At 47.3% G+C, this 23,218-nt stretch carries 19 protein-coding genes; 8 read left to right on the plus strand and 11 right to left on the minus strand.

Annotation, left to right across the window (positions count from 1 at the left end):
* Positions 1 to 43 precede the first annotated feature (43 nt).
* Genes hemG through LZU85_RS18260 form a run of 3 tightly spaced genes read right to left on the minus strand, consistent with a single transcriptional unit; the run spans position 44 to position 2,707 of the window.
* Positions 44 to 571 carry a menaquinone-dependent protoporphyrinogen IX dehydrogenase gene (gene hemG / locus LZU85_RS18250; RefSeq protein ID WP_043921081.1) on the minus strand — a complete coding sequence of 176 codons (528 nt, stop codon included), beginning with the start codon at positions 569 to 571 and terminating at the stop codon, positions 44 to 46.
* A 9-nt stretch (positions 572 to 580) separates the two neighbouring features.
* Entirely contained in the window at positions 581 to 2,038 is a 1,458-nt protein-coding gene (locus tag LZU85_RS18255) for a TrkH family potassium uptake protein (RefSeq protein WP_011079016.1), read from the minus strand.
* Positions 2,039 to 2,083: 45 nt separating this feature from the next.
* A complete protein-coding gene (locus tag LZU85_RS18260; RefSeq protein ID WP_237288046.1) occupies positions 2,084 to 2,707 on the minus strand; it encodes a YigZ family protein in 624 nt (207 codons plus the stop codon).
* Positions 2,708 to 2,954: 247 nt separating this feature from the next.
* Between LZU85_RS18260 and fadB the strand changes: the two genes are divergently transcribed.
* The 3 genes from fadB to acuI all read left to right on the plus strand — a co-directional run bounded on the left by fadB (position 2,955) and on the right by acuI (position 7,443).
* Positions 2,955 to 5,126 (plus strand): fatty acid oxidation complex subunit alpha FadB, encoded by a 2,172-nt coding sequence (gene fadB / locus LZU85_RS18265; RefSeq protein ID WP_237288048.1) that lies wholly within the window; start codon positions 2,955 to 2,957, stop codon positions 5,124 to 5,126.
* A 12-nt stretch (positions 5,127 to 5,138) separates the two neighbouring features.
* Positions 5,139 to 6,302: an acetyl-CoA C-acyltransferase FadA gene (fadA, locus tag LZU85_RS18270; RefSeq protein WP_237288050.1), complete on the plus strand. Its 1,164-nt coding sequence runs from the start codon at positions 5,139 to 5,141 to the stop codon at positions 6,300 to 6,302.
* A gap of 160 nt (positions 6,303 to 6,462) precedes the next feature.
* The gene (gene acuI, locus LZU85_RS18275) at positions 6,463 to 7,443 is read left to right on the plus strand and encodes an acrylyl-CoA reductase (NADPH) (RefSeq protein ID WP_080608553.1); all 981 of its coding nucleotides are present in this window, start codon (positions 6,463 to 6,465) and stop codon (positions 7,441 to 7,443) included.
* Positions 7,444 to 7,514: 71 nt separating this feature from the next.
* On the opposite strand, the gene LZU85_RS18280 is transcribed toward acuI, so the two are convergent.
* Together LZU85_RS18280 and LZU85_RS18285 are read right to left on the minus strand one after the other, a co-directional pair.
* Complete coding sequence (locus LZU85_RS18280) at positions 7,515 to 8,456, minus strand: LysR family transcriptional regulator (RefSeq protein WP_237288052.1); 942 nt, start codon at positions 8,454 to 8,456, stop codon at positions 7,515 to 7,517.
* A gap of 152 nt (positions 8,457 to 8,608) precedes the next feature.
* A complete protein-coding gene (locus LZU85_RS18285; protein WP_011079022.1) occupies positions 8,609 to 8,794 on the minus strand; it encodes a hypothetical protein in 186 nt (61 codons plus the stop codon).
* A 131-nt stretch (positions 8,795 to 8,925) separates the two neighbouring features.
* Here LZU85_RS18285 and tusA point away from each other — a divergent pair, with 131 nt between their 5' ends.
* The gene (gene tusA, locus LZU85_RS18290; protein ID WP_011079023.1) at positions 8,926 to 9,171 is read left to right on the plus strand and encodes a sulfurtransferase TusA; all 246 of its coding nucleotides are present in this window, start codon (positions 8,926 to 8,928) and stop codon (positions 9,169 to 9,171) included.
* Positions 9,172 to 9,211: 40 nt separating this feature from the next.
* Here the strand turns inward: tusA and LZU85_RS18295 are convergent, their stop codons facing one another.
* The 3 genes from LZU85_RS18295 to LZU85_RS18305 form a co-directional block, all read right to left on the minus strand.
* The gene (locus LZU85_RS18295; RefSeq protein ID WP_176299514.1) at positions 9,212 to 9,472 is read right to left on the minus strand and encodes a hypothetical protein; all 261 of its coding nucleotides are present in this window, start codon (positions 9,470 to 9,472) and stop codon (positions 9,212 to 9,214) included.
* A gap of 167 nt (positions 9,473 to 9,639) precedes the next feature.
* Positions 9,640 to 11,313 carry an ABC transporter substrate-binding protein gene (locus LZU85_RS18300; protein WP_237288053.1) on the minus strand — a complete coding sequence of 558 codons (1,674 nt, stop codon included), beginning with the start codon at positions 11,311 to 11,313 and terminating at the stop codon, positions 9,640 to 9,642.
* A 298-nt stretch (positions 11,314 to 11,611) separates the two neighbouring features.
* On the minus strand, positions 11,612 to 12,169 hold the full coding sequence (locus LZU85_RS18305) for a TMEM165/GDT1 family protein (RefSeq protein ID WP_176299512.1): 558 nt from the start codon (positions 12,167 to 12,169) through the stop codon (positions 11,612 to 11,614).
* A gap of 480 nt (positions 12,170 to 12,649) precedes the next feature.
* Between LZU85_RS18305 and glyQ the strand changes: the two genes are divergently transcribed.
* Both glyQ and glyS read left to right on the plus strand, forming a co-directional pair.
* Positions 12,650 to 13,567 (plus strand): glycine--tRNA ligase subunit alpha, encoded by a 918-nt coding sequence (gene glyQ, locus LZU85_RS18310; protein WP_011079026.1) that lies wholly within the window; start codon positions 12,650 to 12,652, stop codon positions 13,565 to 13,567.
* A 13-nt stretch (positions 13,568 to 13,580) separates the two neighbouring features.
* The gene (glyS, locus tag LZU85_RS18315; protein WP_237288055.1) at positions 13,581 to 15,662 is read left to right on the plus strand and encodes a glycine--tRNA ligase subunit beta; all 2,082 of its coding nucleotides are present in this window, start codon (positions 13,581 to 13,583) and stop codon (positions 15,660 to 15,662) included.
* A gap of 82 nt (positions 15,663 to 15,744) precedes the next feature.
* On the opposite strand, the gene LZU85_RS18320 is transcribed toward glyS, so the two are convergent.
* A complete protein-coding gene (locus LZU85_RS18320) occupies positions 15,745 to 16,110 on the minus strand; it encodes a hypothetical protein (protein WP_176299510.1) in 366 nt (121 codons plus the stop codon).
* 298 nt (positions 16,111 to 16,408) lie between these two features.
* Here LZU85_RS18320 and LZU85_RS18325 point away from each other — a divergent pair, with 298 nt between their 5' ends.
* Both LZU85_RS18325 and LZU85_RS18330 read left to right on the plus strand, forming a co-directional pair.
* Positions 16,409 to 17,665 (plus strand): valine--pyruvate transaminase, encoded by a 1,257-nt coding sequence (locus tag LZU85_RS18325; RefSeq protein WP_237288057.1) that lies wholly within the window; start codon positions 16,409 to 16,411, stop codon positions 17,663 to 17,665.
* A gap of 92 nt (positions 17,666 to 17,757) precedes the next feature.
* Entirely contained in the window at positions 17,758 to 19,944 is a 2,187-nt protein-coding gene (locus tag LZU85_RS18330) for a bifunctional diguanylate cyclase/phosphodiesterase (protein ID WP_237288058.1), read from the plus strand.
* Here LZU85_RS18330 and LZU85_RS18335 read toward each other — a convergent pair.
* On the minus strand, positions 19,925 to 20,359 hold the full coding sequence (locus tag LZU85_RS18335; RefSeq protein WP_237288060.1) for an Hsp20 family protein: 435 nt from the start codon (positions 20,357 to 20,359) through the stop codon (positions 19,925 to 19,927). The two genes, LZU85_RS18330 and LZU85_RS18335, sit on opposite strands and share 20 nt — an antisense overlap.
* Before the next feature lie 434 nt (positions 20,360 to 20,793).
* Entirely contained in the window at positions 20,794 to 23,211 is a 2,418-nt protein-coding gene (gene gyrB / locus LZU85_RS18340; protein WP_237288062.1) for a DNA topoisomerase (ATP-hydrolyzing) subunit B, read from the minus strand.
* Between the last annotated feature and the right edge of the window lie 7 nt (positions 23,212 to 23,218).

The following is a 23,218-nucleotide window of genomic DNA, read 5'->3' on the forward strand; positions in this document are numbered from 1 at the left end:
CGTTTAAAAAAGAGTCAAAACAAGCAAAAAGTGCAGGTTATTTCTACAAACAAGCAAACTTCTCAGAGAATTGGCGTACTTTCTTCCAGTTGGTGTACTCCACTTCTTTACTGGTGTCCGTCTCTCCGCCAGTTAATGTCATGATGAGTTTGATCATATTTCTATCAAACCAGTTATATCTGGGGTAATAGAGCGCGCCAGCGAAAACACCGATTAGGTTAGGCTGCCAAGGAGACTTTTTAAGAAATGTTCGAATATAAGCGCTTCCCTCTGGCGTATCTTTCCCTTGCTCTTCTTTTCTTGCGGTTAGGTTGACGCAAAAGAACGCCACTTTATGTTCATTCAACTGAGTTAGGTTATGCTGGATAAATTGATAGAGCTTCTGATTTAGATGACCATAGCGAATCGACGCGCCAATCAGCACTTTGTCATAAACAGAAAAATCCACCGTATCGATGTCATGTAGATTCTTCACATCACATTGATAGCTCGGTAACTGTTCTTCTATATATTGAAGGATTTTCTTGGTCTGCCCCTCGCGGGAAGAATAAAGAAATAGGGCTTTCACTATCATTTCTCCTTAACTGCGCCAAAACGTAGGGGTTAGCAATATAAGTAAGGTAAAGATCTCTAAACGACCAAAGAGCATAGACACCACCAAAACCCATTTGGCTTTATCGTTCACATCCGCAAAATGCACCGCAACCTCCCCCAAGCCTGGGCCTAGGTTGTTTAGCGTTGCCGCAACGGCCGAAAACGCGGTAAGTTCGTCCATTCCTGTCGCAATGAGCGCGAGCATACAAACGACAAACACCAATGCATAAGCGGAGAAGAATCCCCACACCGCATCCACCACACGTTGCGACAGAGCATTGCCACCTACTTTGATGGTGTAGACCGCTCTAGGGTGAACCAAGCGCTTAAGTTCACGCGCACCTTGCAACGTGAGCAATAAAATCCGAATGACTTTCATACCACCACCGGTTGAGCCTGCACATCCGCCAATAAAAGAGGAGAACAGCAGTAGCACGGGTAGAAATAGTGGCCAATCTGAAAATCCCGTGGTAGTGAAACCCGCAGTCGTTGAGATGGAGACTGTTTGGAACAACGCTTGGTCGAAGGCATCGTAAATGGAGTCGTAAGAATGGTGTGCCAACAATAATAAGAAGCAAATGACAAACAGCAGTGCTTGAATAAAGATAAACGCTCTAAACTCTGGGTCTTTCCAATAGTATTTGGGATGAACACCGCCAGAGGCAAAGGCGGCAAAGTGAAGTGAGTAGTTACATGCCGAGATCAGCAGGAAGATAACCGTGATTAAGTTAATCGCATAGCTATCGAAATACCCCATACTGGCGTCGTGGGTAGAAAAGCCACCAATCGCGATGGTCGAGAAACTATGGCTAATCGCATCAAACGGCGTCATTCCCGCCAACCAGAAAGCCCCCGCACAAGCGATAGTCAGACTCAAATAGATATACCAAAGTGCTTTAGCCGTTTCAGCAATACGCGGGGTCATTTTACTGTCTTTGACTGGACCAGGAATTTCAGCACGATACAACTGCATGCCACCGATGCCTAGAACCGGCAAAATCGCGACCGCCAGCACGATGATCCCCATACCGCCAAACCATTGCAGTATCTGGCGATAGAACAAAATCGCTTTGGGTAGCTCATCTAAACCGACGATAACCGTCGCACCCGTGGTGGTCAGCGCGGAGAAGGATTCGAAAAATGCATCGGTGATCGAAATACTGGGGTTATCAGCGATCAGAAAGGGCAACGCACCAGCACTACCGAGTACGGTCCAAAATAGCACCACAATTAAAAAGCCATCGCGCGCTTTGAGTTCGTGTTTATGCCTACGGTTTGGAAACCAACACACGGTGCCGCAAAACAGCAGCACAAAAAAGGTCGTAACAAAAGGAACACCCGCACCATCGCGATAAATAAGCGCCACCAACGCGGGCGCAAGCATAGTGACACTGAAGAGTGCGAGCAACAGCCCGACAATACGGATAATTGAACGAAATTGCATGGATGATTGAATCAATAAAGTCGACAGACTTCCTAGTTGTTATTGTTATTTCCCGATATAAGGCGTCACGAGCGCTTTTGCACTGCTTTTGTTGATCATGGTTTGAGTAAACATCTCCACGTTTCTCACTTCCAGTTCAACCACCAGCACGACGCTCTCACTGTATTGAGCGTCAACCTCAACAGCGTCGAATTGCTGCATTATAGATTGCGCAATTGGTACGAACGCATAGTCTAACTCCAGTCTGAGTTTTGTGGTTATTTTTTTCTCAATTGTTTGAAGCAGCTTGAGCGCCTGCTGCACACCACCGCCATACGCTTTCACCAATCCACCAGTGCCAAGGCGAATACCACCATAATATCGTGTTACGACTGCGGTTATCTCACCAACACCCGACCCAGAGAGCTGCGCCAAAATCGGCTTTCCTGCTGTACCGGATGGCTCACCATCATCACTAAAACCCCACTTCATTGAATCCTCTGGTCGCCCAGCAACAAACGCCCAACAGTTATGACGCGCATCGGTATGTTGCGTTTTAATCCTCTCTACAAAAGCTTTTGCCGCCTCTATCGTCGGGGTATGAGCAAGATAAGTAATAAAGAGACTCTTTTTGATTTCTTCTTCAAATTGAACCACTTGGGCTGGGATGAGGTATGGATTTTCGTTCATGACATTCGCACTATCAACAAGAGCGGCAAGTGTAGCATGCCCCTATTCAGAGTGCATAAGATCTGCTTTAACGCACAATGTTAAACACTTGTTTAAAAAATGTATTGAAATTAGACAATCCGAGGTCCACACTAAGCAAACTGGTCTAACCAGAATATAAATACAACACTTTCCACTATACCTACATCGGCGAATGTGCGCCTTAGGTATACAGACAATCCAAGATTGTATGTCATGGAGATAGACAATGATTTACCAAGCCGAAACCCTACAGGTAAAGGAAGTACAAGATGGAGTGGCAGAAATCCTTTTCTGTGCACCAAATTCCGTCAACAAGCTCGATCTAGCAACCCTTGCTTCACTCGACAAAGCGCTTGATGCGCTCACCGCTTACTCCGGTCTGAAAGGCGTAATGCTTACATCAGACAAAGAAGCCTTTATTGTCGGAGCAGATATTACTGAGTTTTTAGGACTGTTTGCCAAGCCAGAAGAAGAGCTCGACCAATGGCTTCAATTTGCCAATAGCATCTTCAATAAACTGGAAGATTTGCCCGTTCCGACTGTCGCAGTTGTCAAAGGGCATACCTTAGGCGGTGGATGTGAGTGTGTACTTGCTACCGACTTACGCATCGGTGATAAAACCACCAGCATTGGTCTTCCTGAAACTAAGCTTGGCATTATGCCTGGCTTTGGCGGTTGTGTGCGTTTGCCGCGCGTGATCGGCGCAGACAGCGCCATGGAAATCATCACCCAAGGCAAAGCTTGCCGTGCAGAGGAAGCTCTAAAAATTGGTTTACTTGATGCTGTCGTCGATACCGATCGCCTCTACGCATCCGCCCTGCAAACACTCACCGATGCCATCAATGAAAAAATTGACTGGAAAGCACGTCGCCAGCAAAAAACCTCAGCGTTAACGCTAAGCAAACTCGAAGCGATGATGAGTTTCACCATGGCCAAAGGCTTGGTGGCTCAAGTGGCAGGGCCACACTACCCTGCACCGATGACCGCCGTTGTCACGATTGAAGAAGGTGCCCGTTTTGCACGCAATCAAGCGTTAGACATCGAAAGAAAACATTTCGTTAAACTGGCGAAGTCAGAAGAAGCTAAAGCCTTGGTGGGGCTTTTCCTCAATGACCAATACATCAAAGGCATCGCGAAGAAAGCAGTAAAATCCGCCAATAAAGAGACCCAACGTGCAGCAGTGCTGGGCGCAGGTATTATGGGGGGCGGCATCGCCTACCAATCTGCTCTCAAAGGTGTCCCCGTGATCATGAAAGACATCGCACAAGCATCACTGGATCTGGGCATGACGGAAGCCTCAAAGCTACTCAACAAACAGCTTGAACGTGGCAAGATTGATGGCTTTAAAATGGCCGGTATTCTCGCTTCTATTACGCCAAGCCTTCACTACGCGGGCATCGATAACGCCGATATCATTGTAGAAGCCGTGGTCGAAAACCCGAAAGTAAAAGCAGCCGTATTAAGCGAAGTGGAAGAGCAAGTGAGCGAAGAGACCGTTCTCACTTCGAACACCTCGACCATTCCAATTAACTTGCTGGCCAAATCACTCAAACGACCAGAGAATTTCTGTGGTATGCACTTCTTCAACCCAGTGCATCGCATGCCTTTAGTCGAAATCATTCGTGGCGAACACACCTCCGATGAAACCATCAACCGTGTCGTTGCTTACGCAGCCAAAATGGGCAAATCCCCAATTGTGGTCAATGACTGCCCAGGGTTCTTTGTTAACCGCGTGCTGTTCCCATACTTTGGTGGTTTTAGCATGTTGCTGCGCGATGGTGCCGACTTTACTCAAATCGATAAAGTGATGGAACGTAAGTTCGGTTGGCCAATGGGCCCTGCTTACTTATTGGATGTGGTCGGTATTGATACCGCACACCACGCTCAAGCCGTCATGGCGCAAGGGTTCCCTGAGCGCATGGGTAAACAAGGTCGCGATGCGATTGATGCATTATTTGAAGCCAACAAGTATGGCCAGAAAAACGGCAGCGGTTTCTACACGTACACCATGGACAAGAAAGGCAAACCGAAGAAAGCATTCAGTGATGAGATCGTACCGATTCTTGCTCCTGTTTGTGCCGCTCAACAAGCCTTTGATGATCAGACCATTATCCAACGCATGATGATTCCGATGATCAACGAAGTGGTGCTTTGCTTGCAAGAAGGCATTATCGCCTCAGCGCAAGAAGCGGATATGGCGCTGGTGTATGGCCTTGGTTTCCCGCCTTTCCGTGGTGGTGTATTCCGCTACTTAGATAGTGTTGGTATTGCAAACTTTGTCGCAATGGCACAGCAGCATGTCGAACTTGGCGCTATGTATCAGGTTCCACAAATGCTTATTGATATGGCTGAAAAAGGGCAAACCTTTTACGGCGCGCAACAGCAAGGTTCTATCTAAGGAGTTCCCACAATGAAAAATGTCGTAATTGTCGATTGTCTACGTACGCCAATGGGTCGCTCTAAAGGTGGCGCCTTCCGCCACACTCGAGCAGAAGATCTTTCTGCCCATTTGATGAAAGGGATTCTGGCGCGTAACCCACAAGTTAACCCAAGTGAGATTGAAGATATCTATTGGGGATGTGTTCAACAAACCCTAGAACAAGGCTTTAACGTAGCGCGAAACGCAGCGCTGCTGGCAGGTTTGCCAATTGAAATTGGCGCTGTGACGGTCAATCGTCTCTGTGGTTCATCGATGCAAGCGCTGCACGATGGTGCGCGCGCCATCATGACTGGTGATGCAGAGATCTGTTTGATTGGCGGTGTTGAGCATATGGGCCACGTGCCCATGAACCACGGCGTGGATTTTCACCCAGGCATGTCGAAACACGTTGCCAAAGCAGCGGGCATGATGGGCTTAACCGCTGAAATGCTTGGTAAGCTGCACGGCATTAGCCGTGAGCAGCAAGATGAGTTTGCCGCACGCTCTCACGCTCGTGCCCATGCGGCAACACTTGAAGGTCGATTCAAAAACGAAATTCTGCCTACCGAAGGGCATGCCGCGGATGGCACCTTGTTCACCTTGGATTACGACGAAGTGATTCGCCCAGAAACCACGGTGGAAGGGCTATCTCAGCTTCGCCCCGTGTTTGATCCGGCCAATGGCACCGTGACTGCCGGTACATCCTCTGCGTTGTCAGATGGTGCATCTGCGATGTTGATCATGAGTGAAGAGAAAGCCAATGCGCTTGGCCTGACGATTCGTGCTCGTATTAAAGGCATGGCGATCGCCGGTTGCGATCCTTCCATCATGGGTTACGGCCCTGTACCTGCGACGCAAAAAGCACTTAAACGTGCCGGTCTATCGATTGAAGACATGGATGTGGTTGAGCTAAATGAAGCGTTTGCCGCACAATCTCTACCATGTGCGAAAGACCTTGGTTTGCTTGAGATGATGGATGAAAAGGTCAACCTTAACGGCGGCGCGATCGCTCTTGGCCACCCACTGGGTTGCTCGGGGGCTCGTATTTCAACCACCCTGATTAACCTGATGGAAGCCAAAGACGCCAAATACGGTCTTGCGACCATGTGTATTGGTTTAGGCCAAGGCATTGCAACGGTATTTGAACGTCCTTAACCTCGTCGGTTAAACGCCTTCACTCACTAAGAGCGGCTTGAGCCGCTCTTAATTTATGCGTAAAACGCATTACTATAATGCTAAAGTTTCATTTTATTCATAGTTCACTTGCGCCTACACTTATCCCGTTTGACCTATCTGCAATCGCTGGAGAAATCTCATGTTTCACGCTTTAGTTCTTAATCAGGAAGAAAAACGCACCATCGCTACTATTGAACAAATGGATGAGTCTCAGCTACCCGAAGGCAACGTGCTGGTGGCCGTTGACTATTCATCTCTCAACTTTAAAGATGGCTTAGCAATCACGGGGAAAGGCAAAATCATCCGCAACTTTCCGATGATTCCAGGTATTGACTTAGCAGGTACTGTCATCGAATCACAAGACGGGCGCTACCAAGCAGGGGATCAGGTTGTGCTCACGGGTTGGGGTGTCGGGGAAAATCATTGGGGCGGAATGGCTCAGCGTGCGCGTCTCAACGCCGATTGGTTAGTACCGCTACCAACAGGAATCGACAGCAAAAAAGCAATGATGATTGGTACTGCGGGTTTCACCGCCATGCTGTGTGTTCAAGCACTGCTCGATGCTGACATCACACCAGAAGCGGGAGAAATCCTTGTCACCGGCGCAAGTGGCGGTGTCGGCTCTGTGGCCGTGACACTCTTAGCTCAACTCGGTTACCAAGTGGCAGCGGTGACTGGTCGTGTTGAACAAAACGGCCCACTACTCAAGCAACTTGGCGCCAGCCGCATTATTGATCGGGTTGAATTTGAAGAGCCCGCTCGCCCACTAGAAAAACAAATTTGGGCTGGCGCAGTCGACACCGTTGGCAGCAAAGTACTGGCAAAAGTGCTGGCGCAAATGGACTACAACAGTGCGGTCGCCGCATGTGGCCTCGCGGGCGGCTTTGATCTGCCGACCACCGTCATGCCATTCATTCTGCGTAACGTTCGCCTACAAGGTATCGACTCAGTAATGTGCCCAACGGAAAAACGCATCGCAGCGTGGGAAAAACTGGTAGCGCTACTGCCAGAAAGCTACTTCGAACAAGCGTGTACCGAAGTTGAACTCAGTGAAGCGGCAAAATACGCTGAAGACATCACCAATGGCCAAGTGACCGGTCGCGTGGTCATCAAGCTGTAGCACTTGCCGTACAAGTAGCGAAAAAAAGCCGAGTCACACTCGGCTTTTTGCTGTTCTTTCCCCCGCTTGCGTTAATCGAGCCCCATATCTTCAATACGTTTGGCAATCAGCCGACTGCACTCTTCACGCACGACGGAGCGCAACCATTCTTGAGCAGGAGAATGTTCACATCTTGGATGCCAAATCATCGAGTAATCAAATGGGGTAAACTGAAACGGCAGCGCTTTCACCACCAAATCGTAGCGCTCGGCAACCAAATAGGCCAAATCGGCGGGGACGGTAATGATCAAGGGCATGGTGTCCACTATCGCCAGTGCCGCTTCAAGATGATAGGCACGCAGCACCATCTTACGTTGCGGCTGGTCGACTAACGCTTGCTCGATCAGCGCTTTCACACCATCACTGATGGCAATCATGGCATGGGGATGATACAGATAGTCTGCCAGACTCATCTCTTTTCCCGCGAGCGGATGCTGCTTGGAAAGCAAACACAGCACCCCCACTCGGCCCAATACTTCGCTACGCAGCGGTTCAACCGGACCTGTGGGACGGCAAATAGCCAGATCAGCCCCTTCATACGTCAACTGATCCGCCAAGCGATCGTGTTGCAAAGGAAGAAAATGAAACGACACATTAGGCGCTTCTTGGTAGATCCTCGGCAGAGCAAACGGCAAGATCGTCTGCATCGCGTAATCAGTGGTGGCGATGGTAAACGTTTGAGTGCAGAGATGAGGTTCAAACTCAGATGGAGAGAGCAATTGACGTAACGATTCCAGTGGCTCGCCGAGAGCCCGATCGATCTCTAATGCTTTTTCAGTCGGCAATAAATGTTGCCCTTCACGCGTAAACAGCGGGTCACCAAGCAAATCGCGCAAGCGCCCCAACACTCGACTCATCGCAGATTGACTGAGATTCAAACGCACTGCGGCTTTGCTAACACTGCTTTCTTCAATTAACACTCGCAGTGCCACCAGCAAATTCAGATCTCGACGGTAAATCTCTTCCAACTCCACGTTGAAGCTCCTATCCACGCCCATGTCTATGACAATTGTACTCTTCAGGCAAAAAAAATCCCGCCTTTCAGCGGGGAAGCCCAAGAAAAATGGGGATAGTGTCGGAATGAAGTGTCGTTAAATTGGTGAGCGTAGGTTTGTTAACAAAAGCGCTAATTCTCTTGTTCTTCAGATGCACCGGACCATCGATGCATCTCAATCCAAATCCCGATGATGGTTGCGCTCATACCTAAAATAGGCATCAATGAGGTTTCTGCTGGCGTTCTGAACACGAGTGCACAAAACGAGATGAAGCACAAAACCGAATAAATGGTCAATCTATCTAATGCTGTTAGCATCGCTCCCTCCGCCAGTTGTTACCAAATTGTTAACTAAAGTTAAAACAAAATGATCGCTTTGCCAAGTGGTTATTGAATATTTTTTCTACGAAAGTAGAATTCACCGCTAAGTAAGTTAAGAGAATCACATTATGAGCTTTAATCCTGAACTGGCGACCAAGACCTTAGAGGCGGAAGGACTACGCTGCCCAGAGCCAGTAATGATGGTCAGGAAGACAATTCGAACCATGCAAGACGGTGAGGTTTTACTGGTAAAAGCCGATGATCCATCCACCACCAGAGACATTCCAAGCTTTTGTCGCTTTATGGATCACCAACTCATTGCGGCACAAACCGACGAGCTACCTTATCAGTATCTGATTAAGAAAGGCTTATAACGCGAGATAAAAAAACGGCAGCCACACGGCTGCCATTTCTTTATTGATCGAATTCGATAGAACGAATTTCCGATTGCAGCTTATTCAACTGCTTTTTCATCGATCGCATCTCTTCATGCATTGGAATGATGTGAGCAACGCGGATCCACGCTTCTACAGTTAAACCGGTGAGAATGAAAGATCCCGCGACTATCGGGAGCCACATGTCTGTTAAAACCATCGCCAACAAACAGAGTGCTAAACCAAAAGTGAACAGATAACTCTGACTTTTCGCAGTCATACCCATATATCGTGTCAGCATAATGCAACCCTCTCGTCCTCTTTGATAACACTAAAGTATCATGACCATGATGACGTTGATATGTACAGGATCACGCATTTTATCTATTGAAATGTCACATGATGAAACGAGGTGATGCAAAAAAGCCCTAACAACGTAGGGCTTGTAGGAAAAAGCTGAGCAATGAACTAACTGCGTGGTTTTAGATCCAAAACGTGCAGTAATCGCTCGGGCGTGCCTTCCCATATCATAGGACGACCTTTCGGATTGTCTTTGTTCCACCAGCCAGTAAAACGCTTGGTATTGTATTGGTAGAAATTCGGGCCAGATAACACAGGCACGGTAACCTGATTTTCTGCAATGATAGCCTGAATGCCATGGGCTATTTTTTTCTGCTCTTGAAGGTTTGCCGTTGTGTAGAAGCTATCCAGTAATGCATCTAACTTGTCATTTTTCCAGTGATGCATAGCAAAACGCGGCATCCCTTCTGAAGCTTGCAAACGAGAGTGATAACCACTGTCCCAATACTTATGAGGCGTAGATCCGTGGAAATAGTTGGTATAAGCAATATCATAATCTGCAGAAATCATTCCATTATTGTAAATCGAAAAGTCTGGCGTACGTGCTTTCACGTTAATGCCAACCTCGACCAACTGCTCCACTGCGAGCATCACGGTGTTATTAAAATCCGTCCAGCCTTGCGGAGATTGGATCAACAACTCAAACTTCTTACCCGCTGGTGATTCAACAAAGCCATCGTTATCGAGATCTTTATAGCCCGCTTTCGCTAGCAGAGCTTTGGCCTGCTCCGGTGAGTAGGTCATAAACGGTTTGTATTTTTCATGGGTTGTTTTGTCCGACCAAGCTTCAAATGCGTAGCCAAGGCCAGAGGCAAAATCGTTCAATACCGCATTTCCATAGTTAGCAATATCAATCAACGTTTGGCGATCCAATGCCATCGAGAAGGCACGGCGGAATTGGATATCGTTGAGCACTGGGTGCTTCACTGGATCTTTAGACGCGAAATTGAACACAAACGCTTGGGTTCCCGCCGGTGGGAACCAGTAGCCATGATCGCTCGATGCTTGCATGTAGGTTTGATCAATATCAGGAACAAATGAACCAGCCCAATCGATGCTCGAACGCATCAGCTCCGCCAACACCTGATCATTATGGTTCATTTGCGGCACACGCAAACAGTCCACCTCTAAGTTAGCGTTATCCCAATAATTGGGGTTACGGCATTGTAGGAACAGAGTGCTGGTAAACTGTGGTAATTCGGTAAACGGTCCCGTACCAACTGGGTTTGGGTTCATAAATGCTGCTGGATCAGCCACCTCTTTCCACTGATGCTCGGGCACAATAGGAACTTGAACAATTTCATAGCTGATGTTGGTATTAACTTCATTAAGATGGAAACGTACTTGATAAGGGCTCAGCTTCTCAACCGATTTAATCTTACTGTTGATACCGCGATCATCGATGCTGGTATGCGCTTTAACCAGTTCAAAAGTGAAAACCACATCGTCTGCATCAAAAGTCTCACCATCCGACCATTTAACCCCTTTACGCAAATCAAAGGTGATACTGAGTAAGTCTTTACTCAGAACATATCCTGTCGCCAAACGAAACTCTGGCACGTTGCCATGGAGTTCATTGAAGATGACCAGCGGTTCGAAAATAAAATCACGAGCCGTATGTAAGCGTGATACTGCATACGGGTTAAAGTTGCGAATCAACGAGGCGTTGTGATTGGGAATAATGGTCAGTTGCGACAAATCAGCAACATCCGTCTTGGCTGATGAAGAAGCACTAAACATCAGTGCAGATACGATAGCGGTAGACAACAATGTGTTTTTCATGGTGATCCCTTGTGAACATGACTGCACACAAAATAACCAACCACAATTAAATCATCAATAGAACTAAAAACTATAAAAAACAAATAGTTGAGCCTTTAGTCAATAAAAATAACCATTTGATGATTTAACAACGTACCTCCACGTCACCCCAAAGGAGATTATGTGTTTCACCTCAAGGTTACTGGATAATAATGTCGTAAGAAAACAACAATTTACCTAAAAAATTCAATATGAGCTTGTGCTCAAATTGCGAGGAGGTTAAAAGTTCCCCTCGCATTTGAACCCGAACTCATATGAATTATGAATAAAACGCTGCGCCAATCGCTAATGCAACAAACAGAGCTGCTGTGACTTTGCGGATTAACGCCAATGGCAGTTTATCCGCAGACAGTTTCCCAATCAGCACCACAGGGGCATTGGCCAGCAACATGCCAATGGTGGTTCCTAACACAACCCAGGTCAGTGCATCCGCATACTGTGCCCCTAGAATGGACGTTGCGATCTGCGTTTTATCGCCAATCTCAGCGATAAAGAAAGCAATAAAGCTGGCCACAAAAGGGCCACGGTTTGAGATCTCTTCTTCGTCATCCAACTTATCGGGAATCAACACCCATCCCGCCATGGCTAAGAAACTAGCCACCACCACCCACTTCAACACGTCGGGAGAAAGATAATCGGCAACAACGACACCCAGCCAAGCAGCCAAGGCATGGTTAGCAATCGTCGCGAAAAAGATCGCAGCAATGATTGGGATCGGTTTGCGGTAACGGCTGGCTAACAGCAGAGACAACAATTGGGTTTTATCGCCAATTTCGGCTAAGGCGACAGTAGTAATTGAAATAGCTAAAACGCTCACGACATGCTCATTGGGGCGGGATAATTATAGTAACCATAGACAAACCCCACGCCCCACCCCGGTTCGTGATGTTTGTCTAAGGTCTTGCTAAACTTGAAAGGCTTCAAGTCTCGAACGCCATGGTGATTTGGCACCAATTATGTTGACGGACGAACTCGATGAAAATGGCTTTTCATCCAGTAAGCTACTCCCCAAAGACAGGCGCAATTCTAGCCAGCTTATCCGAACATCTCAAGTAAGAAATCCGTCAAAAACTCCCTTTTAGGAAAAATTCAGTCGATAACGCGGTAAAAATCCATTAAACGAGAAAATTGCCCACGAATTAATCAAGATTAGCTCTACTCCCATGCTGAATATCTGGGTATACTTGATCGTTATTTTATTCAACCGTCATTACCTTCATTCACCCCTGTTGGCAGCAGAAAGCCCAACAAATTCGATGAATGAATCCGTAATAAGAGAATCGCGCGAACCTGACTTATGCAAAAATACGATATCAAAACCTTCCAGGGAATGATCCTCGCGCTGCAGGATTATTGGGCTCAAAATGGTTGTACCATTGTTCAACCGCTGGATATGGAAGTGGGTGCGGGTACCTCTCACCCAATGACTTGTCTACGAGCGCTTGGCCCAGAGCCAATGTCGACAGCTTACGTACAACCTTCTCGTCGTCCGACCGATGGCCGTTACGGTGAAAACCCTAACCGTCTACAGCACTACTACCAATTCCAAGTTGCGCTAAAACCGTCGCCAGACAATATTCAAGAGTTGTACCTAGGCTCTCTAGAAGTTCTTGGTATTGACCCACTGGTTCACGACATTCGCTTCGTGGAAGACAACTGGGAAAACCCAACGCTAGGCGCTTGGGGTTTAGGCTGGGAAGTTTGGCTAAACGGTATGGAAGTGACTCAGTTTACTTACTTCCAACAAGTCGGCGGCCTTGAGTGTAAACCAGTTACTGGTGAGATCACTTACGGTATCGAACGTCTTGCTATGTACATCCAAGAAGTTGACTCGGTTTACGATCTGACTTGGAACATCGCACCTGATGGCAGCAAAGTGACTTACGGTGATATCTTCCACCAAAACGAAGTAGAACAATCAACTTACAACTTCGAGCACGCTGATGTGGATTTCCTGTTCAGCTTCTTCGAACAATGTGAGAAAGAGTGTCAACAACTGCTTGAGCTAGAAAAACCACTTCCTCTACCTGCCTACGAGCGCATTCTAAAAGCGGCTCACGCGTTCAACCTACTCGATGCTCGCAAAGCGATCTCAGTCACTGAACGTCAACGCTACATCCTGCGCATCCGTAACCTGACTAAATCAGTGGCAGAAGCATACTACGCATCACGCGAAGCACTGGGCTTCCCAATGTGTAAGAAAGAACAAGCGTAAGAGGTAGAGTAACATGGCAAAAGAATTTTTAATCGAGCTAGGTACTGAAGAACTGCCACCAACGCAACTTCGTACTCTGGCTGAAGCATTTACAGCAAACTTTGAAGCAGAGCTAAAAGGTGCTGAGCTAACGCACGAAGGTGTGAAATGGTACGCAGCGCCTCGTCGCCTTGCACTGAAAGTCACCGCATTAGCCGAACACCAAGCAGACAAAATCGTTGAAAAGCGTGGTCCTGCCGTTTCTGCCGCTTTTGATGCAGAAGGTAATGCAACCAAAGCCGCTCAGGGTTGGGCACGTGGTTGTGGCATCACGGTTGATCAAGCAGAGCGCATGATCACCGACAAAGGCGAATGGCTGCTGTTCAAACAAGAAGTCAAAGGCCAACCAACGGCTGATATCGTGGTTGAGCTGGCAGCCAAAGCGCTAGCAGGTCTACCTATCGCAAAACCTATGCGTTGGGGTAACAAAACCACTCAATTTATCCGTCCAGTAAAAACGCTGACTATGCTAATGGGTAGTGACCTTATTCAAGGTGAAATCCTAGGCGTAGCTTCTGATCGCGTTATCCGTGGTCACCGCTTTATGGGTGAGCGCGAGTTCACTATCGAGTCTGCAGAGCAATACCCTGCACTTCTAGAAGAGCGCGGTAAAGTGATGGCAGATTACGAAATGCGTAAAGCGATCATCCTCGCTGATGCGCAAAAAGCGGCAGCAGCGATCGGCGGTATCGCTGATCTCGAAGATGACCTAGTCGAAGAAGTCACCTCTCTGGTTGAATGGCCAGTGGTACTGACCGCTAAGTTCGAAGAAGAGTTCCTAAAAGTCCCAGCAGAAGCATTGGTTTACACCATGAAAGGTGACCAAAAGTACTTCCCTGTCTACACCGAAGACAAGCAGCTACTGCCTAACTTCATCTTCGTGTCTAACATCGAATCGAAAGAGCCTCGTTATGTGATTGAAGGTAACGAGAAAGTGGTTCGCCCACGTCTTGCGGATGCGGAGTTCTTCTTCAACACGGACCGTAAGAGCAAGCTCATCGATCGTCTGCCAATGCTAGAAAACGCGATTTTCCAACAGCAACTTGGCACCATCAAAGACAAAACCGATCGCATCACGGAACTGGCTGGCTACATTGCTGAGCAAATCGGTGCTGACGTTGAGAAATCAAAACGCGCTGGTCTTCTAGCAAAATGTGACCTCATGACCTCGATGGTATTCGAGTTTACCGATACTCAAGGTGTGATGGGCATGCACTACGCTCGCCATGACGGTGAAGCGGAAGAAGTAGCCGTGGCACTCAACGAGCAATACATGCCTCGTTTCGCTGGTGATGACCTACCATCAAATGGTGTATCTGCAGCAATTGCGATGGCAGACAAGCTAGACACTATCGTCGGTATCTTCGGTATCGGTCAAGCGCCAAAAGGTTCTGACCCATTTGCACTGCGCCGCGCATCTCTCGGTGTACTGCGTATCATCGTTGAATACGGTTACAACCTAGACCTAGTAGACCTAGTGGCGAAAGCGAAGTCACTGTTCGCCCAACAAGATGGTACTAGCCGTTTAACTAACGATAACGTTGAGCAAGAAGTGATTGAGTTTATGCTGGGTCGTTTCCGCGCTTGGTACCAAGACGAAGGCTTCAGTGTCGACATCATCCAAGCGGTATTGGCACGTCGTCCAACGAAACCTGCTGACTTTGACCAACGTGTTAAAGCGGTTTCTCACTTCCGTGAACTGGAAGCGGCAGAAGCACTGGCGGCAGCGAACAAGCGTGTTGGTAACATCCTCGCGAAATTCGATGGCGAGCTAGCAGCAGAAATCGACCTTGCGCTACTGCAAGAAGACGCAGAGAAAGTACTGGCTGAAAACGTGGAAGTGATGACAGAAGCGCTTGAGCCAGCATTTGCCACTGGTAACTACCAAGAAGCGCTAAGTAAACTCGCAGACCTTCGTGAGCCTGTGGATGCGTTCTTCGATAACGTAATGGTTATGGCTGATGATGACGCACTGAAGACCAACCGTCTAACGCTCCTGAACAACCTACGTAACCTGTTCCTACAGATCGCTGACATTTCTTTGCTTCAGAAGTAATGTATTGCGCTTTGAAGTGATTAAGAGATAAGTAAAAGGGAAGCATCAGCTTCCCTTTTTTGTTTCTTGGCATCCAAACGGCTTAGTTGGTGGCTTCTTGTTCACAGCGAGCAAAGTCATAATGCTCTTCACGACCACCTTTTCCTTTGAAGCCCATACGAACAACAAAGCCTTGGCTCAACAAATCAAGCATATCTTCACATGCCCATTCGTATCCACCTTTCTTAATCGCATGAGTATCCCATTGATAACCGTCAGGTACCCAAACGTAGTAATCAATATAGCCTTCATCGGTGACTTTTAAATCCTGGATCTCTTTCAATTCATCTTGTAATGCTGCCACTACCTCTGGGGCCGCTGTTGGCACACTGGCTTGATAGCTCGTCGTACTACACGCGGCTAAACCTGCCACCAACATGGTCGATAATAAACACTTTCTCATTTTCATTGTAATTCCATTTAGTTATGTAATGCGCACGCATAATACATTCACAACAAGAATAACCACAAAGCCATATGGCGTTCTAATTTATCAAAATGTTATATGGATCATCCGCTCTGACATTTGCTGAATTTTTCTTCTTTATTAAGAAGAATTTCGTGGGAAAAAGTTTCAGCTTACGAGCAATTTCACGCTTTTACTCTCTGTTACATTCAGGTATGTTCAACTATTACTCTATCAGCCAGCAACGTACTGGCCATTTAGGCACACAAAAGCAATCACAATGAATTAGGTATAACAACAAATGCAGTTTTCAAAATTTGGCGAAAAATTTAATCAGTATTCTGGAATAACCCAATTAATGGACGATTTGAATGATGGCCTGCGCACACCGGGTGCCATCATGCTCGGAGGAGGCAACCCAGCCGCTATCCCAGCCATGCTCGAATACTTTCACCAAGCCAGCGAAAACATGCTCTCTAACGGCGAATTGCTTGCAGCACTGGCAAACTACGATGGTCCTCAAGGTAAAGATGTCTTTGTTAAAGCACTGGCACGCTTACTCAAGGAGACCTATGGTTGGAATATCAGTGAAAAGAACATCAGTTTGACCAATGGCAGCCAAAGCGGCTTTTTCTACCTGTTTAATCTTTTTGCTGGTCAACAACCCGACGGCTCACATAAAAAAATCTTGCTACCGCTGGCGCCAGAATACATTGGCTATGCCGATGCGGGGATTGATGAAGATATTTTTGTCTCTTATCGTCCTGAGATTGAACTGCTCGATAACGGCTTGTTCAAATACCACGTCGATTTCGAACAACTCAAAGTGGATGAATCTGTCGCTGCGATTTGTGCCTCTCGCCCGACCAATCCAACCGGTAACGTACTGACAGATGAAGAAATTCGCAAACTGGATCAGTTGGCCAGAGACAACCAGATTCCCCTCATCATTGATAACGCCTACGGTTTACCTTTCCCAAACATTATCTTTGAAGATGTCGAACCATTTTGGAACGAAAACACCATTCTGTGCATGAGTTTGTCCAAACTGGGGCTCCCTGGGGTTCGCTGTGGCATCGTGATTGCGAATGAAGCCGTGACCCAAGCCCTGACCAATATGAATGGCATTATTAGTCTCGCTCCTGGCAGCGTTGGCCCCGCTCTCGGTCACTACATGATAGAGAAGAAAGATCTACTGCACCTCAGTTCAGAGGTGATTAAACCGTTCTACCAACAAAAATCTCAACGCGCAGTTGAACTGCTCCAAGCCGCCATGCCCGATGATCGCTTTCGTATCCATAAACCGGAAGGCGCAATTTTCTTATGGTTGTGGTTTGACGCACTTCCTATCACCACCATGGAACTGTACCAACGCTTAAAGGCTCGAGGCGTGTTGATCGTGCCAGGGGAATACTTCTTTATTGGCCAAGAAGATAATTGGGAGCATGCCCATCAGTGTTTACGCATGAACTATGTACAAGATGATGAGCTCATGCAAAAAGGCATTGCAATCATTGCTGAAGAGGTCAATCGCGCCTATTCTGAAAGATATTCATAATTCTAAAACCATTAAATGATGAAAGCCGCTTTGCTTATCTAAATGGGTAAACTGGTATTCATCTTTGTTTATCTGTCATTTGGTGTACATGGATGAATACCTTTCTCAATATAAAGCATCCTCTCATTGCGACGTTGCTCTTATTTGCATCGATACTCTCAATTACTTTGTGGATTATCCATTTAGTGACCGCCACCAATTTGCGCGAAAAAGAGCTGTTGGTGAGCCAAGTCGCGATGACTCAAGCAAAAAACTTAGAGAAAGAGCTGCACACTGCATTGATCGCCTCCACGCAAATTCTTGCCGTCGAAGTGATTCAAAACAACGGTAACATGGATAATTTTGAAGAGTACGCTCAAGAGGTCCTTTCCTTAAGTAAAGTGATCACCAACGTTCAATTGGCACCGAATGGCATCATTCAATCCATTTACCCTCTCGCTGGCAACGAAAAAGCCATTGGCCACAACTTACTCAAAGACGATGCAAGAAAGAAAGAGGCGCTGAGTGCCGTGGAGTCAGGCAAGCTCACCCTCGCTGGCCCCTTTACCCTAAAACAAGGGGGCGTAGGCATGGTTGCTCGTCGGCCCGTGTTTCTTAAACAGCAAGATAAAAGCGAGTTTTGGGGATTTGTCTCCGCGCTGATTTTGTTAGAAAACTTAATTGCCAGTAGCGATCTGCAGGAACTACAGAAAGATAATCTGCATTTTCAACTCTCGCGCACCCACCCCGACACTAACCAAATGGATGTCTTTTATGGTGAGTCGATATCTCAAGACTGGATCAGCAGCCAGGTCACCATTGACGTGCCCAACAACCAATGGACGCTCATCGTTGGTCTACCACAAAGCCAGCAACTGTATGGCTCTGCGTTAATTCAATTGGCCATTGCTTTCATAGTCAGTGGCTTCGCCAGTTTTTGCTTTTTTTACTACGTCACACTACCGAAGAAGCTGCAACACGCCGTCGAACAAAAGACATTTCAGCTCAAAAAGCTGGCCAATACTGACATGCTTACTGGATTGGACAATCGGCGAAAATTCACGGATGTGCTTAACCAGATTCTACAAAAACCAGACGCACTGGCGCATTGCCACGCCCTGCTATATCTCGATATCGATAACTTCAAGCAGATCAATGACCAACTGGGCCACTATGTAGGAGATCAAGTGCTAAAAGTCGTGGCCCAACGCTTGTGCCACCACGTTTCCGATGCGCAATCGATCACACGAATCAGTGGCGATGAGTTCGCCGTTCTCCTTGAATATCAAGAGTTCGACAGCCTCAAGCTGCGTCTCTCTGCACTGATTGCCGCGCTATCACAACCCAGCGAACATCTTCCTAACTCTCATCGCTTAACCGTTTCCGTCGGCGCCGTGCTTATTCCACAAGATGGTCAAGACTCCACAACACTGATGAAACATGTCGATTTTGCGATGTATCAAGCCAAGAGCCAAGGTCGCAACCAATATTGTTTCTTTGATAAGTTCATGAAACTCAGAGACGATGAAAAAATCCAACTCGTTGAAAGTTTGAAGATCGCCATTGAGCAAAATCAGTTTGTGCTTCATTACCAACCTATCTATGACATTCGATCGCACCAAATACATTGCTATGAAGCTCTTATCCGTTGGCAACACCCAACGAAAGGTTTACTGTATCCCGCAAGCTTTATTGGGCTTGCAGAGCAAAGTGGCTTGATCAACGAGATTGGTGATTGTGTCCTCGCACAAGCCTGCCAATTTATTGCACAAGCAGCGCCGGAAAAACCGATCGTATCGATCAATATTTCCGCCAGCCAACTGTCCGACCCTCAACTCTTTGAGCGGTTTATCGGCATTATCCAGCAGTATGGTGTAGATGCGCATTCACTGAAGTTTGAGCTGACCGAAACCACCTTGATGCAAAATATTCAGGCCTGTACCAATATCTTACTCAAGTTTAAACAACTGGGCATACAGATAGCGATTGATGATTTTGGTACCGGCTATTCTTCATTGGCGATTTTGAAAGACGTGCCAGCCAACTACTTAAAAATTGATAAGTCGTTTATCGACCAAATCAATTCCAATACTGGCGATCAGAAGGTCGCGCAAAGCATCATTACTTTGGCGCATCATCTTGATATGCAGGTGATAGCGGAAGGGGTTGAACAGATTGAGCAAGAAGAATTGCTTGCTCAATTTCAATGTGATTTTGGGCAAGGCTACCTGTTTGGTCGCCCTGCCCCAGTCGACTCGCTGCTATTTAACAGCACAGACATCAGTTCTCGAGCAGTTTAGTGCCACCAATGGCAATTTTACGTGGTTGCATCGCTTCTGGAACTTCACGCACCAAATCGATGTGCAGTAAACCATTTTCCATCGATGCGCCCACCACTTTGACGTAATCCGCTAGCTGGAATTTACGCTCAAAGTCGCGCTCGGCAATGCCTTGATAAACGTAGTTTTTGCTGTCTTCGGCTTTGCGTTCACCCTTCACGATCAACATGTTTTCGTTTTGCGTCAAATCGAGTTGATCTTCAGCAAAACCTGCAACGGCCATCGTGATGCGGTAGTTGTGCTCATCTTTTTGCTCAATGTTGTATGGAGGGTAACCGCCAGAACTGTTTTTGGCTGCGCTGGCTTCCATCAGGTTGAACAGACGGTCAAAACCAATCGCATTACGGTATAGTGGTGAGAAATCTACATTACGCATAATCCTATCCTCTTTTAAGCAATAGTCTTAGCCCAGATAAACCTATCTTGTTGGCGTGTTTATGCAAGAAAACGCCGAGCTAAGGGATTCGATAATCCACTCCACAGCCCAACTTTTGGGGACGGGGACATGGTGTCGAATCTAGAGTCAAATTGAGTACTAAACTTCAGTATCCTCTCTTGAGCGATCTGGTTTAGCGATGCCAGAGGCGCTGTTCTTCTCTTGTTGAGCAAGCTAGCCATCCCTCTTCTTAACTAGATATAAGGTCTGGAAATGGGGATTCAAGGGATCAGAAAAAGAATTTTCAGTCTTCGTTTCTAGGGTCTAGGGTCTAGGGTCTAGGGTCTAGGGTCTAGGGCAGTTTTTCCTAGCCTATGTAAAAATGCCACCTCTTGCGAGGTGGCATTTCATTAATTTTGATCGCGTCTTATCGACTACACGTCTAGGTTTGCTACCTTCAAGGCGTTTTCTTCGATGAAGTTACGACGTGGTTCAACTTGATCACCCATCAAGGTCGTGAACAGCTCATCAGCACCAACGGCATCTTCAATGGTCACACGCATCATGCGACGAGTTTCTGGATCCATGGTGGTTTCCCAAAGCTGATCTGGGTTCATCTCACCCAAACCTTTGTAGCGTTGTAGGCTCAAACCACGACGAGATTCCTTAATCAACCACTCAAGCGCACTTGCAAAGCTGTTCACGGGTTGAGTACGTTCACCACGCTGAATATACGCACCTTCTTCGATCAAACCATCCAGCGCATCCGCCAGCTCTGCCAGCTTCTGGTATTCTTTCGAGTTGATCAGATCCACGCTCAGTGGGTACTCGTGCATCACACCGTGGGTACGAACCACAATCTTCGGTGAGAACAGTCCGCGCTCTGCATCGTGTTCGATTTCAAAGCTGTATTGGCTTGCGCCCACTTCTTTGGCGTTCAACTGAGTAACCAGTTGCTCTGTCCATGCTGCCATTGCTGCTTGATCGGCAAATTGTGTTTCGCTGAGGCGCGGAACATAAATCAGTTCATGAATCAGTGCACGTGGGTAACGACGGCTCATGCGATCCACCAGCTTGATCGCTGCATTGTATTGCTGAACCAGTTTCTCCAGTGCTTCACCGGCCAATGCTGGTGCGTCTGGGTTCACGTGCAGTGCTGCGTTATCCAATGCCAAGGAAATTTGGTACTGGTTCATCGCATCTTCATCTTTAATGTACTGCTCTTGTTTGCCTTTCTTCACTTTGTACAATGGTGGCTGAGCGATATACACGTAGCCACGCTCGATAAGCTCAGGCATTTGACGGTAGAAGAAGGTCAACAGTAGCGTACGGATGTGCGAACCATCGACGTCCGCATCGGTCATGATGATGATGTTGTGGTAACGCAGTTTGTCTGGGTTGTACTCGTCACGACCGATACCACAACCTAGTGCAGTGATCAGCGTTGCGACTTCTTGAGAAGAAAGCATCTTGTCGAAACGCGCTTTTTCTACGTTTAGAATCTTACCTTTTAGCGGTAGGATTGCTTGGTTCTTACGGTTACGGCCTTGTTTTGCGGAGCCGCCTGCCGAATCACCCTCCACTATGTAAAGTTCAGACAGCGCAGGATCTTTTTCCTGACAGTCAGCCAGTTTACCTGGAAGGCCAGCAAGGTCTAACGCCCCTTTACGGCGTGTCATTTCGCGCGCTTTACGTGCGGCTTCACGCGCACGTGCGGCGTCGATAATCTTAGAACAAACGGTTTTCGCTTCGCTTGGGTGTTCGGCCAAGAAGTCGTTCAGTTTGTCTGCCATGAAGGATTCCACTGCGGACTTCACTTCACTAGAAACCAGTTTGTCTTTGGTTTGGCTTGAGAATTTTGGATCCGGCACTTTTACTGAAACAACAGCGGTCAAACCTTCACGCGCATCGTCACCAGAAGTCGCGGTTTTCGCTTTCTTCGAGTAGCCTTCTTTGTCCATGTAGCTGTTCAGTGTGCGCGTCAATGCCGCGCGGAAACCCGCTAAGTGGGTACCACCGTCACGCTGTGGGATGTTGTTGGTAAAACAGTAGATGTTTTCTTGGAAGCCATCGTTCCACTGCATCGCCACTTCAACCGCAATACCGTCTTCACGCTCGGCGTTGAAATGGAATACTTTTTCATGGATGGGGGTTTTGTTGCGGTTCAAGTGAGTGACGAACGCTTGAATACCACCTTCATACATGAAGTGATCTTTCTTATCTTCTTCGCGCTCATCAAACAGTTTGATCGACACACCAGAGTTCAGGAAAGAGAGTTCACGTAGACGCTTCGCTAGGATGTCATAATGAAATTCGATGTTGGTGAAGGTTTGTGCACTTGGCCAGAAACGTACCGTGGTACCGGTTTTTTCAGTATCGCCGATAACAGCAAGCGGTGCATCAGGTACACCATGACGATAGGTTTGGCTATGAACATGACCACCACGATAAATCGTCAACAGCACTTTTTCAGACAGTGCGTTTACCACCGAAACACCTACACCGTGAAGACCGCCAGACACTTTGTAAGAGTTGTCGTCAAACTTACCGCCAGCGTGCAATACCGTCATGATAACTTCGGCAGCAGACACGTTCTCTTCTGGGTGCATTTCGGTCGGGATACCACGGCCATCATCGCTAACAGAAACTGAGTTATCCTCATGAATCGTGACTACGATATCTTTACAGTGGCCTGCTAAGGCTTCATCAATTGAGTTATCCACCACCTCAAAAACCATGTGGTGCAGACCGGTGCCATCATCTGTGTCCCCGATGTACATACCCGGACGCTTACGTACCGCATCCAGACCCTTCAGTACCTTAATACTCGATGAATCGTAATTGTTCGACATGAGTTAC

Source organism: Vibrio floridensis, assembly GCF_021852965.1.
GTDB lineage: Bacteria > Pseudomonadota > Gammaproteobacteria > Enterobacterales > Vibrionaceae > Vibrio > Vibrio floridensis.